The sequence below is a fragment of the Pseudomonas sp. DL genome (assembly GCF_047199225.1).
GTDB lineage: Bacteria > Pseudomonadota > Gammaproteobacteria > Pseudomonadales > Pseudomonadaceae > Pseudomonas > Pseudomonas aeruginosa.
Genome location: NZ_CP178323.1, coordinates 2215939 through 2229688 on the forward strand (window position 1 = coordinate 2215939; position 13750 = coordinate 2229688).

Sequence of the window (13750 nt, forward strand, 5' to 3'; positions counted from 1 at the left end):
CGACGCCGATTCGAGTAGCGTTTTTGAACGACGACCAGACCCCGGCGCCCCTGCCCGTACCACGTCCGTCGCCCTGTCCCGGCCTGCTGCGTATCGTCCAGGCGCTGGACGGCGGCATCTGCCGCATCAAGCTCGACGCCGGCCGCCTGGACGCCGCCCAGGCACGCGCCGTGGCGGCCGCGGCGCGGGATTGCGCCAGCGGCGTGATCGAGACGACCAACCGTTCCAACCTGCAATTGCGCGGCGTCCGTCGCGGCGAGGAAGAGCGGCTTGTCCGCCGCCTGCTGGACGCCGGCCTCGGTCCCCGGCATGGGTCCCTGGCCGGCGCCGACGACGTGCGCAACCTGATGCTCAGCCCGGCCGCCGGGCTCGATCCGCACCTGTCGCTGGACGTGCGCCCGCTGGCCGCTCGGCTGTTGCTGCGGCTCCAGGCGGACAGCCGCTACCACGCGCTGTCGGCCAAGTTCGCCATCCAGCTGGACGGCGGCGAAGACCTGGCGATGCTCGAACATCCCCATGACATCTGGCTCTCGCCGATGCCCGCGGCGCCGACCGCGACGCTGGTCTTCGGACTCGCCGGCTGCCCGGCCCGCGACCGCCCCCTGGCGGCGTTGCCGGCGGAGCGGGGCGAGTCCCTGGTGCTGGCGTTGCTCGACCTGTTCCTCGAGCGCGCCCAGCCGCAACAGACGCGGATGCGCCACCTGTTGCAGGAGCTGGCCGGAGAACCCTTGCTGGAGGCCTTGCAGGCGCGCCTGGATTTCCCTCTGCGGCGTGACGAGCGGGTGGCGGCCTGGCGGCGTTCGCCGGGGCGTCCGTGGAGTCATCTCGGCGTCCAGCCGCAACGCCAGCCGGGCCTGGTGATGGTCGGCGCGGCGGCGCCGCTCGGCCGGCTCGACAGCGCTTGCCTGGAAGGCCTGGCCGAGCTGGTCGAACGCCATGGCGACGGCAGCCTGCGCCTGACCCCCTGGCAAGGCGTGCTCCTGCCGAACCTGGCGCACGCCGAGGCCGACCAGGCGCTGCTCGGCCTGCGCGGACTCGGCCTGCTGACCGAGCCCGATGCGCCGTTGGCGCGGCTGATCGCCTGCAGCGGTTCCAGCGCCTGCGCCAGGGGCCTGGCCGACACCAAGGGCGACGCCTTGCGCCTGGCCGAACGCCTCGGCCCGCGCAGCGACCTGCCGCAACTGCACCTGTGCGGCTGCGAACGGTCCTGCGCCGCCGCCCACCGCGCGCCGCTCACCCTGCTGGCGCGCAGCGGCGGGTTCTACGACCTGTACCGGCACGACCCATGCCACCCCGGATTCGGCCAGTTGCTGGCCAGCCGCCTGACTTTCGCCACGGCCGCCGACTACCTGGCGGCCCTGCCTTCCCAGCCCACTTCCGGAAAATCCGCATGATTGACTACATCCGCGATGGCCAGGCGATCTATCGCCAGTCGTTCGCCACCATCCGCGCCGAAGCGAACCTCGCCGGCATCCCGGCCGACCTTGAAAAGCTCGCGGTCAGGGTGATCCACGCCTGCGGCATGGTCGACGTGGTCGACGACCTGCGCTTCTCGCCCGGCGCCGGCGCCGCCGGCCGCGCCGCGCTGGCCGCCGGCGCGGCGATCCTCTGCGACGCGCGGATGGTCGCCGAAGGCGTGACCCGCTCGCGGCTGCCCGCCGCCAACCGGGTGATCTGCACCCTCAACGAAGCGGACGTGCCGGCGCTCGCCACGGAACTCGGCAATACCCGCTCGGCGGTGGCCCTGGAGCACTGGCGCGAGCACCTGGAGGGCAGCGTGGTGGTGATCGGCAACGCGCCGACCGCGCTGTTCTACCTGCTGGAAATGCTCGACGCCGGCGCGCCGAAACCGGCGCTGATCCTGGGCTTCCCGGTCGGCTTCGTCGGCGCCGCGGAATCCAAGGAGATGCTCGCCGCCGATAGCCGCGGGGTGCCCTACGTGATCGTCCGCGGTCGCCGTGGCGGCAGCGCCATGGCCGCCGCGGCGGTGAACGCCCTGGCCACGGAGCGCGAATGATGAGTGTCGTGAAGGGCCGCCTGCTGGGCCTGGGCGTCGGGCCCGGCGATCCCGAACTGATCACCCTCAAGGCCCTGCGCCTGCTGCGCGCGGCGCCGGTGGTCGGCTATTTCGTGGCCAAGGGCAAGAAGGGCAACGCCTTCGGCATCATCGAGGCGCACCTGGACCAGGCCCAGGTGCGCCTGCCGCTGGTCTACCCGGTGACCACCGAGAAGCTGGAACCGCCGCTGTGCTACGAGACCATCATCAGCGATTTCTACGACACCGCCGCCGAACAGCTGGCCGCGCACCTGGACGCCGGCCGCGACGTGGCGGTGATCTGCGAGGGCGACCCGTTCTTCTACGGTTCCTACATGTACCTGCACGACCGCCTGGCGACGCGCTACGAAAGCGAAGTGGTGCCTGGCGTCTGCTCGATGCTCGGCGGCGCGGCGGTGCTCGGTGCGCCGCTGGTGTACCGCAACCAGAGCCTCTCGGTGCTCTCCGGAGTGCTGCCCGAGGAGGAGTTGCGCCGGCGCCTGGCGGATGCCGACGCGGCGGTGGTGATGAAGCTCGGCCGCAATTTCGACAAGGTCCGCCGCGTGCTGGTCGAGCTTGGCCTCGAGCGCCGCGCGCTGTACGTCGAGCGGGCGACCATGGCCAACCAGCGGATCGTGCCGTTGGAACGGGTGGAGCCGATGGCCTCGCCGTACTTCTCGCTGATCGTCGTTCCCGGCGACAAGTGGCAGGGAGGGGCCGGCGGTGAGTGACGCCCAGCAGGTTCCGGCCATCGTCATCCTCGGCCAGGGCGCGCTGGATACCGCGCGGCGGGTCCAGGCGCTCTATCCCGGGGCGCTGGTCCACGGGCTCGCCGGGCGGGTCGAGGCCGACCGTTCCTATACGGACTTCGGCGACACCCTGCGCGAACTGTATTGCGCCGACCGCCCGATCGTCGCCCTGTGCGCCGCCGGCATCGTCATTCGCAGCCTGGCGCCGTTGTTGCAACGCAAGGGAGCGGAGCCGCCGGTGCTGGCCCTGGCCGAGGACGGTAGCGCGGTGGTGCCGCTGCTCGGCGGGCTGGCCGGGGTCAACCGGCTGGCGCGGGAAATCGGCGAGGTGCTGGCCGTGGCGCCGGCGATCACCACCAGCGGCGAGCTGCGCTTCGGCACCTGCGTGCTCAACCCGCCCGCCGGTTATGTCCTGGCCGACCTGGAGCAGGGCAAGCGCTTCGTTGCCGATTTGCTCGGTGGCCAGCCGGTGCGCGTCGAGGGTGCCGCCGACTGGCTCGACGCGGCCCGTTTGCCGCGCGACCCGGCGGCGGCGCTGGCGATTCACGTGACGCCCTCGGCGCGCGCGCCGCGGGCCGAGGAACTGCTGATCCATCCGCGCTGCGTGCTGGCGGCGGTCGAACCTGCCGACGCGGCGGCGGACGCGGTGCGCCAGGCGCTGGTCGATGCCGGCCTGGCCGCGGCGGCGCTCGGCGGCTTGCTGGCCGACAGCGCGCGGATGGCCGATCCGCGCCTGCAGGCCGCCGCCGATGCGCTCGGCGTACCGCTGCGCTTCCTGCCGCAGACCGATCCCGCTGCGCGCCTGCGCCAGGCCTTGCCCGCCGCCGAGCAGGTCGGCGACCGGCTGGCGGTGGCCGCCGCGCCCTTGGCGATGGACCGCATCGGCCAGCGTCGCGGCCGACTCACAGTGATCGGCCTGGGGCCCGGCTGCGCCGAGCTGATGGTGCCTGCGGCGCGGCGGGCACTGGACGAGGCCGAGGACATCCTCGGCTACCAGACCTACGTCGACATGGCCGGACCCTTCCGCGCCGGACAGGTGCTGCATGGCAGCGACAACCGCGAGGAATTGCAGCGCGCCCGGCATGCCTTCGAACTGGCGGCGACGGGCAGGGCGGTGGTGCTGGTATCGTCCGGCGACCCCGGCGTGTTCGCCATGGCCGCCGCGGTGCTGGAAGCCCTGCATGGCGCTGGCGAGCCGGCCTGGGACGCGGTCGAGCTGCGGATCTTCCCTGGCGTCTCGGCGGCCCTGGCCACCGCGGCCAGGGCGGGGGCGCCTCTGGGCCACGATTTCTGCCTGCTGTCGCTGTCCGACAACCTCAAGCCCTGGGAGGTGATCGAGCGGCGCCTGGACCTGGCCGGCGCCGCCGACCTGGCGATGGCTTTCTACAATCCGATCTCGCGGGCGCGGCCCTGGCAACTGGGACGGGCGCTGGAGATCGTCGCCCGCCATCGTTCGCCGCAGACCCTGGTGGTGCTCGGTCGCGACATCGGGCGGCCCGGTGAGCGCCTGCTGCGCACCACCCTGGGCGAGCTGCGTGCGGAGCAGGTGGACATGCGCACCCTGGTGATCATCGGCTCGTCCACTACCCGCAGCTTCCCGCGCGCCGACGGCGAAGCCTGGGTCTACACGCCGCGCTGGTACCCATCGGAATAGCGGGGCGGGAGCGCGCGCGGAAATGTGGCAGACTGCTGCGCGCATCCCTGTACCGCGGAGCCTGAATCCATGTCCTTTCGCTGTTCCCCGTGCCGCCTGGCCGGCATCCTGCTGGCGGCGCTGTTCGTTCCGGGGCTGGCCGCGGCGGCCGGCTCCTGCGAGCGCCTGGTGGCCACCGGCAACCCGGAGTACCCCCCCTACCTGTGGCGCGACCCGCAGGATCCGAAGCGCCTGATCGGAGCCAATGCCGACCTGTTGCAGCGCCTGGGCAAGGAGCTCGGCGTGCGCATCGACGTGCTCTACAGCGGCTCCTGGGAGAAGGCCCAGGAAGAGGTGACCAGCGGTCGCGCCGACCTGCTCGCCGGGGCCTACCTGACCCTGGCACGGCTCGGCAGCATGGACTATGTGCATCCGCCGTTCCTGATGACCAGCGGGGTGGTCTGGGTGAACAAGGACGCCGCGTTCCCGTTCATCGGCCGCGACGACCTGATCGGGCACAAGGGCAGCGTGCTGGCCGGCAGCAGCCTGGGCGAGGAGTTCGACCGCTTCGCCAAGGCTAGTCTCGACCTGAAGCCGGTGCCGAGCCTGACCCAGGGCTTGCAGGACCTGATGCTCAAGCGCAGCGAGTTCCTCCTCTACCAGGCGTTGCCCGGGCAGGCCCAGGTCGAGGCGCTGGGCATGGCCGACGACCTGGAGGCGCTGGAACCGGTGCTGAGCAGCGAGGGGCTGTACCTGACGCTGTCGCACAACTCCGCCTGCAACGATCCGTGGCTGCGCGGACAACTGGCGAAAAAGATGACAGAATTGTCGGCTGCCGGCGTTCCCGTAACGCTCTTGCAGGACAATCTCGAACGCTGGAAAGCCCAGCAATTGCCGGCTTCCGGCGCCAGTTCGACTACGCAGGAAAGTGACTTGTGAGCATTCGATGGATGATGGCCGCAGGCCTCGCCGCGCTGACCCTGAGCGGTTGTGCGAGCAACGACCCGGCTCCGCTGGAGCAGATGCGCCTGACCGAACAGGCGCTGGAGCAGGCCAAGGCGGTGGGTGCCACCGACGACGTGGCCGAGCTGAAACTGGCCCAGGACAAGTACGCCGCGGCGCAGATCGCGATGACCGCGGAGTCCTACAAGAAGGCGCGCCTGTTGGCCGAGCAGGCCGAGCTGGACGCACGCCTCGCCGAGTCCAAGGTGCTGACGCAGAAGAGCAAGGACCAGCTCGGCGAGCTGGACAAGAGCCTGAAACGTCTGCGCAAGCAACTGGGGGAGACCGACTGATGCCGGGCAAAGCGACTCTCTTCGCCACCCTGCTGGCCTGCGCCGCGCTGGCTGGCTGCGCCGACCACAAGCTCAGCGAACAGTCGCTGGCCAAGGCGCAGAGCGAGTTCGACCAGGTCAAGGAAGATTCCGACGTGCTCCGCGCGGCGCCCAAGGATGTGATCCGCGCCGGCGAATCGCTGGCCCGCGCCGAACGCCTGTCCAGCTACTGGGGCAGCAGCAGCGACGTGATCCAGTATGCCTACCTGAGCCAGCGCTACAGCGAGATCGCTCGCCAGCACGCCTTGCTCAACCTCAACCAGGAGCGCCTGACCCGCCTGCAACTGGAGCGCGAGCGCCTGCAACTGGCCCTGCGCGAAGCCAAGCTGCTCAGCGTGCAGGAGCAGGGCCAGCGCCTGAGCGAGGAGATCGCCAGTCTCAGCACCGAGGAAACCGAGCGTGGCCTGGTGCTCACCCTTGGCGACGTGCTGTTCGACTTCAACCGCGCCGAACTCAAGCCGGCGGCCAACCGCACCGCGCTGAAGCTGGTGCAGTTCCTCCAGCTCAATCCGCGGCGGGTGATCCGCATCGAAGGCTATACCGACAGCGTCGGCGACAGGCAGGCCAACCTCGACCTGTCGCGCGAGCGCGCCCAGGCGGTGGCCGACGTGCTCGCCGATCTCGGCGTGGATCCCGCGCGCATGCAGGTGGTCGGCTACGGCGAAGCCTTCCCGGTCACCGACAACGCCTCCAACCGGGGGCGGGCGCAGAACCGCCGGGTGGAGATCGTCTTCTCCAACGACAAGGGCCAGCTCAGCGCGCCGCGCTGAGTCCCGCGCTGCCGCAGGGAGCCCCGGTACCCCAAAGGGTCCGGGGCTTTTTTCGCCTGGCGAACCGGGTGGCGCCGGATTTCTCTGTCAGACCTTGCGCAAGAGCGGGCTATCATCGGGATCGAACTAGTTCGAGCAGCAATCCGTGCAGCATAAGCACCTTGTATTTCGTTATAACGAGTAGAGAGGCGCAATGAGTTCGAACGAAACCCTGCCGGGGCTGGTGATCGCCGATTCCTTCCCGGTCATGCAGTGGGCGCTGCAGCGCTACCTCAGCGAGGAGTGCGGACGCCAGGTGCTGGCGGTGGTCGGCGATAGCGACAGCCTGGTGGAGCGCCTGGCCGACCTGCCGCCGGAAAGCATCCTGATCACCGAGCTGGGCTTGCCTGGCCAGCGCAGCCGCGACGGTATCCACCTGGTGGAATGGCTGACCCGGCACTGCCCGCAAATGAAGGTGATGGTCTACTCGGTGTTCAGCGCGCCGTTGCTGGCCAAGGCGGTCCTGCGCAGCGGCGCCTCGGCCTACATCAGCAAGCGCAGCCCGCTGGAGACGTTGAAGGCGGCGCTGGAGTGCATGGCGCTCGGACAGACCTTCCTCGACCCCGGCCTGCACCCGCAGCGGCATACCGGCAAGCCGCTGAGCCCCACCGAGGTGGACATCCTCCGGCGCCTGGCGCGTGGCGACACGGTCAGCGAGATCGCCCAGCGGACCATGCGCAGCGTGTCGACCATCAGCACCCACAAGAAGAACGCGATGGTCAAGATAGGCCTCAACAGTGACGCCGAACTGATCGCCCTGGGCGTGATGAACTGGCTCCACGAACTCGCCTGACCGGGTTCGAAACATCTCGACCGCCAGTTGCGGAACAATCCTCGCCAGCCCCCGGGAGCCATCCCGCCGCAGCCGAGGAATCCGCATGATCCGCCAGCCCCGCTTTGCCCGTTTCGTCCTGCCGTTGTTGCTGAGCCTGTGCCAGCCGTCCTTCGCCGCCGAACTCCGCGCGGTTGCCGAAGCACGCCGCCAGGAACTCCTGCTGGAGGACTCGCCGGTGGCGTGCGGCGAGGTGGGCTGCACGGCGCGGGAAAGCCTCAGCCTGGTGGCGTTGCAGGTGCAGGCCCGGGTTCTGGTCACCCGCCTCGGCCGCGATGATTTTTCCCCGGCCGCCCGCCAGCCCGCCGCCGTCCCGGACTACCGCCTGTTCGGCGATCTCGGCCTGGCGCCAAGCCCCTTCGCCTGGCAAGCGTTGACCGGCGAGAGCGCGGCGGCGGACGCGTTGCGTTTCTGACTTTCCCTATGGCCGCTCCCCAGGCGGCTCTTGGCGGACTGTTTCCCGCCCGCACCCGGCCGGTGGCGACCGACCGGGTTTTCTTTTCCTCGCGAACGCGCCGTCTCTGCGACCGACCCGTACAGTTTTGCGACTGTATGCCTGGTTGTCGGCCGAACTGTTCTGGAGCAGTTTCACGAATTGAGCTACTGTTTCGGTTCAATCGCCGAGGAAAACCCGCCATGACCAATCTGCTGCTTTACCAACGCATCGCCCAGCAGTTGGCCGAGGACATTCGCCGTGGCGTCTACCAGCCGGGCGAGCGGGTACCGTCGGTGCGCAAGCTCAGTACCCAGTTGAACGTCAGCCACGCCACCGTGCTGCAGGCCTACGCCACCCTCGAGGACCAGGGACTGATCCGCGCCCGTCCGCAATCCGGCTTCTACGTCCACCGCACCCCGGCGCTGACCGCGCCGACCCCGGATATCGCGCGGGTCGAGCGTCCCGGCCTGGTCACCCGCAGCAGCATCATCAACCAGGTGCTCGCCGAGTCCCGCCGCGAAGGGGTATTCCCGCTCGGCGCGGCGGTGCCGCACGTGGACTACCTGCCGGTGCGCGCCTTGCACCAGCAACTGGCCAAGGTCACCCGCTTCCAGAGCCCACGGGCGTTCAGCTACATGTTCAGCCCCGGTTTCGAGCCGCTGCGGCGGCAGGTGGCGATCCGCATGCGCGACGCCGGCGTGGTGGTCGACCCGTCGCAGGTGACCATCACCCACGGCTGCGTGGATGCGATCCACATGGCCCTGCGGGTGCTGACCCGTCCCGGCGACCTGATCGCCACCGAGTCGCCGAGCTACTACGGCCTGCTGCAACTGGCCGACGTGCTGGGCCTGAAGGTCATCGAGATCCCCAGCGACCCGCGCACCGGGATCAGCCTTGAAGCGCTGCAACTGGCGGCCAACCAGTGGTCGATCAAGGCCTTGGTGCTGACCGCGCGGCTGAGCAATCCCTTCGGCGGGACGATTCCCGAGGATCGCCAGAAGCAACTGCTGAAACTGACCGCCGAACACAACATCGGGGTGGTCGAGGACGACATCTACGGCGAACTGATGTTCGACCAGGGCCAGGCGCGCTCGCTCAAGTCCCACGACCGCGACGGCCGGGTGATCTACTGCTCGAGTTTCTCCAAGACCATCTCGCCCGGCGTACGCATCGGCTGGATCATCGCCGAGCGCTACCAGGAGGAGATCCGTCGCTTGCAGACCTTCACCACCCATTCGGCCTGCACCGTGACCCAGATGGGCGTCGCCGCCTACCTGGAGAACGGCGGCTACGACCGCCACCTGCGCTACATCCGCCAGGAGTACCGGAAGAACATGACCGCCTACCAGTTGGCGGTGCAGCAGTACTTCCCGGAAGGTACGCAGATGACCCGGCCCAAGGGCGGCTTCATCCTCTGGGTCAGCCTGCCGGCCAAGGTCAACACCAAGGAACTCCACGTGCGGGCCCTGGAGCAGGGCATCAGCATCGCCCCGGGGCTGATCTTCAGCAACACCGAGCAGTTCAACAACTGCCTGCGGCTGACCTGCGGGATTCCCTGGAACCGCGAGGCGGAGCGGGCGATCATGACCCTCGGCATGCTTGCCGGGCAGCTTTGCCAGGAAGGCCTTATCGCCGCCTGAGCGCGAGGCGCTCCCCTGGCTGAGGGGCGCCCCGCGACAGTCCGCGAAGAATTTTCCCGGGGATTAACCCGAATCCACCGACAGCTTCGTCTCAGCGGGTATCTCCGCTGCACGACGAGGTCGTCTCGATGTTTTTCCCGGCTTCCATCCGGACCGGCACTTTCGCCGAACTGTCCGACGCTGGAAAATGTCTACCGATAGCCGCTCCGGCCGCGCTTCTGGCGACGGCCCGGGCGTTTCGTGGCGACGCCGATGCGTGCCGCGAAGGATGTGGCCGATGAGCCTGCTCTCGGTCGCCTTTGACACAGGACAGGAGTCGACCAGCGGCATGCATGCCTCCACCAGCGCCACGACGGCCGCCGGCAGCGACGAAACGCTGCTGGCGCGTTACCGCAAGGGCGACAGCTCGGCCTTCGAGGTGCTCTACCAGCGCCATCGGCAAGGTCTCTACCGTTTTCTCTGCGGCCTGGCCGGACAGACCGAACTGGCCGACGAGATCTACCAGGAAACCTGGCTCAGCCTGATCCGCAGCGAGAGCCAGCCGCAGGGCCGGGCGAGCTTCCGCACCTGGCTCTACCAGATCGCCCGCAACCGCCTGATCGATCATTGGCGCAAGCATGGCCAGCGCCAGCCGTTGCAGGACAGCTACGACGAACAGTTGCACGCGCAACCCGACCAGGGCGCCGGCCCCGAGCAGCAGCTCAGCCTGAGCCGCGACGGCGAGCGCTTGCAGAGCGCGCTGGAGACCCTGCCCGAGGAACAGCGCGAGGTATTCCTGATGCGCGCCCACGGCGAACTGGAACTGGCCGAGATCGCCACGCTCACCCAGTCGCCGCTGGAGACGGTGAAGAGCCGTTTCCGCTACGCGGTGCAGAAGCTGCGCCGGCTGCTGGCCGAGGAGGTGGCGGTATGAACCCACAGAAGCATTCCGCGAGCGTCGCCGAAGAGCAGATGCTGGCGCATTTCCGCGCCCACGCGTCGCAGCAGCCGGCGCCGGCGCTGGACCAGGCGATCCTCGCCGCCGCGCGACGCCAGGCGGCGCATGTCGAACCCGCCCGGTCCTGGTGGCGGCGCTGGCTGGAAGCCTCCCGCAGGCCGCGTTGGCAGGCGGCTTTCGCCAGCCTGCTGGGCGTGGCGCTGGTGCTGGGGCTGGTCAGCCACAACGTGCTGGACGACGCCGAGCGCCAGGCCCGCCCCGAAGTGGCGTTCAGCGATGTGCCCCTGCGCGACGGAGTCGCCGGGGCCGCTGCGGCGAAGCGGGCCATGCGCGCGCCGGCGGCGCCGGCTCCGCTGTCCGGCGAGATGTCGGAGCCCCCGGCCTTGCTGGCCAGCTACGCATCGTCCGGGGAGGCGCCGCAACTGATGGCCGAGGCCGCGCCGGCGGCTCCGGCTGCCCTGGCCGACCGACCGCCGGCCCAGGCCGCGCAGCAGGCGAAGGTCCAGGCGGCGCTGGCCGGCGACTTCGTCGCCCAGGCCAGGGGCAAGGCGGTTGCGGTGAAGCCGGAGGTGCTCGACGAGGCGCTCGGGGCGGTCCTTGCCCTGCGTGAGCAGGGCAAGACGGAGCAGGCCGCGACCCAGTTGGCCGAGCTGCAGAAACGTTTCCCCGGAGAGAACCTGGTGGAACGACTGGAACGCCTCGCGACGATAGCCGCGAGCGCCAGGAAACGGCCGTGACGACCATGGCCCGCGACGCGGCGGCGGCGTCGCGGGCTGACATCAAGCGGTTACCCGCGCATGACAGGTTAGACATGGGGCGAACAACAGAGAGAGTGCCAGGATGACGATAGTGACCCCTTGCCTTGGTTGCAGTCTGCCGTCAGCATTGCCGCAATTGGCCATACCTGCGTGACTATGAAACGTCTTTGCCGAATTTGCGTCGTTGTTCTTTTCGGTTGCTTCCTGGCGGCCTGCGATGACGGCTCCAAGGCACCGGAAAAGAAAGCCCCGGAAGCACCGCCGCAGGAGCAGCGCGCCCCTGCCAAGCCAGTGAAGCCTGCACGAGCGGAGCCAGCGCCTGCCGTGCCTGCCGCGCCGAAAACAGCTTCGAAGAAGGTCGCGCCAGCCGCGGAGCAGGTTGCCGAACCCAAGCCGCCGGCCAAGCCGAAGCCTGCGGCTGCGCCGCCGAAGCCGGCCAGCAGGCCGGTCGCCAAGGACAAGCCGGCGCCGGCGAAGCGCGCTTCCACCGCTCGTCTCGACCCCGAGGTACGCAAGCCGCTGCCGAGCGCCAAGCTGGACCTGCGCCTGCCGAAGGAACTGGTGCAGAAGATGGCGCCGCCCGGCACGGAAGAGACCCATAAGCCCAAGCCGCTGTTGCCGCCGATGTTCGAGGAAAAGGACGACAGCGACTTCCGCCTCAACGGCCAGTTGCTCTATCGCGACCGCGAACTGGGCGTGTCGCGGCCCCTGGAAGGGGCCGAGTTGCAGTTCGAGTTCCGCCAGTAGGCCGCCACGGTGCTCAGAAGCGGTAGCGCTGCTCCTGCAACGCCTGGTACAGCTCCGCGTCCAGCGGCTGGTAGCCGGCGCTGCCGGGCAACCTGACGAAGAGTTTGTCGCTGACCCGCGCGGGATCGTAGGCGTCGCGCTTGAGGTCGGTCTTCTTGTACTTGAAGGTGCCGGTGGTCTCGACTTCGCGCAGCAGGCGCAGGAACACCGGTGTGGCATAGGCCGGCAACTCGCGGTCGAGGTGCGCGGCGAGAGCGTCGCGGTCCAGTTCGACGCCATCGGCCAGGCGCAGCGCGGCCATCCCGCAGCGGCCGTTGGTGCCGGGAATCTCCACGCCGTAGACCACCGCATCCTCGACCCCGTCGAAGGCGCCGAGGGCGTTTTCCACCTCGGTGGTGGAAACGTTCTCGCCCTTCCAGCGGAAGGTGTCGCCGAGACGGTCGACGAACTGGGTGTGCTTGAAACCGATGTCGCGCATCAGGTCGCCGGTGTTGAACCAGGCGTCGCCCTTCTTGAACACGTCGCGGAGGATCACCGCTTCGCTCTTGGCCGGATCGGTGTAGCCGTCGAACGGCCACTTCGCACTGATCTCGCTGATCAGCAGGCCGACCTCGCCCTTGCCGACCTTCTCCATGAAGCCCTTGGCGTCGCGCACCGGATGGTCGTTCTCCAGGTCGTAGCGGACGATGGCGTAGGTGGCTGGGGAGAAGCCCACCGTATTGTCGAAATTGAATACATTGGTGAAGCCGATGTTGCCTTCGCTGGAAGCGTAGAACTCGGTGATCCGCTGGATCTCGAAGCGTTGCTTGAACTCGGCCCAGATCGACGGGCGCAGGCCGTTGCCGATCATGCAGGTCAGGCTATTGCCGCGTTCCTCGGCGCACGGTGGCTGGTTCAGCAGGTAGCGGCAGAGCTCGCCGATGTAGCCGAAGCAGGTCGCCCGGTAGTGTTGCACGTCCTTCCAGAAACCGCTGGCGGAGAACTTGCGGCGCAGGGCCATGGCCGCGCCGCCGGCGAGCGCCGCGCTCCAGCAGACGGTCACGGCGTTGTTGTGGTAGCAGGGCAGGGTCAGGTAGAGCACGTCGTCGCGGCCCAGGCCCAGGCCGGAATGGCCGAAGCCGCCGTAGGCCTTGATCCACTTGCCGTGGCTCATGATCGAGGCTTTCGGCAGGCCGGTGGTGCCGGAGGTGTAGATGTAGAAGCAGGAGTCCTTGAGCCGCACCCTGCCGGTGTCCTCGAGGTTCTCCGAGGTCTGTCCCTGGGCCAGGCGCATCAGGTTGCGCCAGCCCATCGGCGGCGAGCCGGGATCGCCGAGGGTGTCGCCGTCGTCGACCCAGTAGCAATGGCCGGCGTTGCCGAGCACCTCCTGGCGGACTTCCTCGAACACCTCGCGCAACTCTTCGCCGACCACGAAGTGGCCGGGCTTCACCAGGTTCAGGCTGTGCACCAGGACCTTGCCGCGCTGGGTGGTGTTGACCAGTGCGCCGATGGCGCCGAGCTTGGCCAGGGCGGCGAGGATCGCCAGCAGCTCGACGCGGTTTTCCAGCATCACCGCGACCACGCTGCCGTGGCCTACGCCCTCGGCCTTGAAGGCGCGCGCCAGGCGATTGGCCCAGCCGTTGAACAGGGCGTAGCTGATCCGCCGCTGGCCGTCGAGCACCGCCGGGTTGTCCGGGTACAGGCGTGCCGCGCGCTCCAGCGCCCAGCCCAGGGACAGGCTCTTCTCGCGGTTACGGATCGCGGTGTAGTACAGGCCGCGCAGCATGCGCGGCACGCGGCCGAAGGTGGCAGGCAGGCGGGCAACGAAACGGTTGAAAGTGATCAGGTCGGCGTGGGTCAT

General features: G+C 69.1%; 14 protein-coding genes. 13 read left to right on the top strand and 1 reads right to left on the bottom strand.

Annotated features, from left to right (window positions below; genetic code table 11):
• Positions 1–23 precede the first annotated feature (23 nt).
• The 13 genes from cobG (at position 24) to ACI766_RS10450 (ending at position 11910) form a co-directional block, all read left to right on the top strand.
• Positions 24–1394 carry a precorrin-3B synthase gene (gene cobG / locus ACI766_RS10390; RefSeq protein WP_023086069.1) on the top strand — a complete coding sequence of 457 codons (1371 nt, stop codon included), beginning with the start codon at positions 24–26 and terminating at the stop codon, positions 1392–1394.
• Complete coding sequence (locus tag ACI766_RS10395) at positions 1391–2017, top strand: precorrin-8X methylmutase (RefSeq protein ID WP_003107929.1); 627 nt, start codon at positions 1391–1393, stop codon at positions 2015–2017. Before cobG ends, ACI766_RS10395 begins: the two co-directional genes overlap by 4 nt.
• Complete coding sequence (locus tag ACI766_RS10400; RefSeq protein WP_003091011.1) at positions 2014–2766, top strand: precorrin-2 C(20)-methyltransferase; 753 nt, start codon at positions 2014–2016, stop codon at positions 2764–2766. The genes ACI766_RS10395 and ACI766_RS10400 overlap by 4 nt, the downstream gene beginning before the upstream one ends.
• The gene (gene cobJ / locus ACI766_RS10405; protein WP_023086070.1) at positions 2759–4438 is read left to right on the top strand and encodes a precorrin-3B C(17)-methyltransferase; all 1680 of its coding nucleotides are present in this window, start codon (positions 2759–2761) and stop codon (positions 4436–4438) included. Before ACI766_RS10400 ends, cobJ begins: the two co-directional genes overlap by 8 nt.
• Positions 4439–4507: 69 nt before the next feature.
• Complete coding sequence (locus ACI766_RS10410) at positions 4508–5356, top strand: substrate-binding periplasmic protein (RefSeq protein ID WP_003091009.1); 849 nt, start codon at positions 4508–4510, stop codon at positions 5354–5356.
• Positions 5353–5712 (top strand): DUF4398 domain-containing protein, encoded by a 360-nt coding sequence (locus tag ACI766_RS10415; protein WP_003091008.1) that lies wholly within the window; start codon positions 5353–5355, stop codon positions 5710–5712. The genes ACI766_RS10410 and ACI766_RS10415 overlap by 4 nt, the downstream gene beginning before the upstream one ends.
• Complete coding sequence (locus ACI766_RS10420; protein WP_003091007.1) at positions 5712–6521, top strand: OmpA family protein; 810 nt, start codon at positions 5712–5714, stop codon at positions 6519–6521. Before ACI766_RS10415 ends, ACI766_RS10420 begins: the two co-directional genes overlap by 1 nt.
• A 193-nt stretch (positions 6522–6714) precedes the next feature.
• A complete protein-coding gene (locus ACI766_RS10425) occupies positions 6715–7353 on the top strand; it encodes a response regulator transcription factor (RefSeq protein ID WP_003091005.1) in 639 nt (212 codons plus the stop codon).
• A gap of 85 nt (positions 7354–7438) precedes the next feature.
• Positions 7439–7807: a hypothetical protein gene (locus ACI766_RS10430; protein ID WP_003114734.1), complete on the top strand. Its 369-nt coding sequence runs from the start codon at positions 7439–7441 to the stop codon at positions 7805–7807.
• A gap of 221 nt (positions 7808–8028) precedes the next feature.
• Positions 8029–9468 (top strand): PLP-dependent aminotransferase family protein, encoded by a 1440-nt coding sequence (locus ACI766_RS10435; RefSeq protein ID WP_003091003.1) that lies wholly within the window; start codon positions 8029–8031, stop codon positions 9466–9468.
• Between the two features lie 328 nt (positions 9469–9796).
• The gene (sbrI, locus tag ACI766_RS10440) at positions 9797–10381 is read left to right on the top strand and encodes an ECF family RNA polymerase sigma factor SbrI (protein ID WP_031628350.1); all 585 of its coding nucleotides are present in this window, start codon (positions 9797–9799) and stop codon (positions 10379–10381) included.
• Entirely contained in the window at positions 10378–11142 is a 765-nt protein-coding gene (sbrR, locus tag ACI766_RS10445; RefSeq protein ID WP_021204757.1) for an anti-sigma factor SbrR, read from the top strand. The genes sbrI and sbrR overlap by 4 nt, the downstream gene beginning before the upstream one ends.
• Positions 11143–11487: 345 nt before the next feature.
• Complete coding sequence (locus ACI766_RS10450) at positions 11488–11910, top strand: hypothetical protein (RefSeq protein ID WP_003091000.1); 423 nt, start codon at positions 11488–11490, stop codon at positions 11908–11910.
• A gap of 13 nt (positions 11911–11923) precedes the next feature.
• Here the strand turns inward: ACI766_RS10450 and ACI766_RS10455 are convergent, their stop codons facing one another.
• Positions 11924–13750 (bottom strand): long-chain-acyl-CoA synthetase, encoded by a 1827-nt coding sequence (locus ACI766_RS10455; protein WP_003117644.1) that lies wholly within the window; start codon positions 13748–13750, stop codon positions 11924–11926.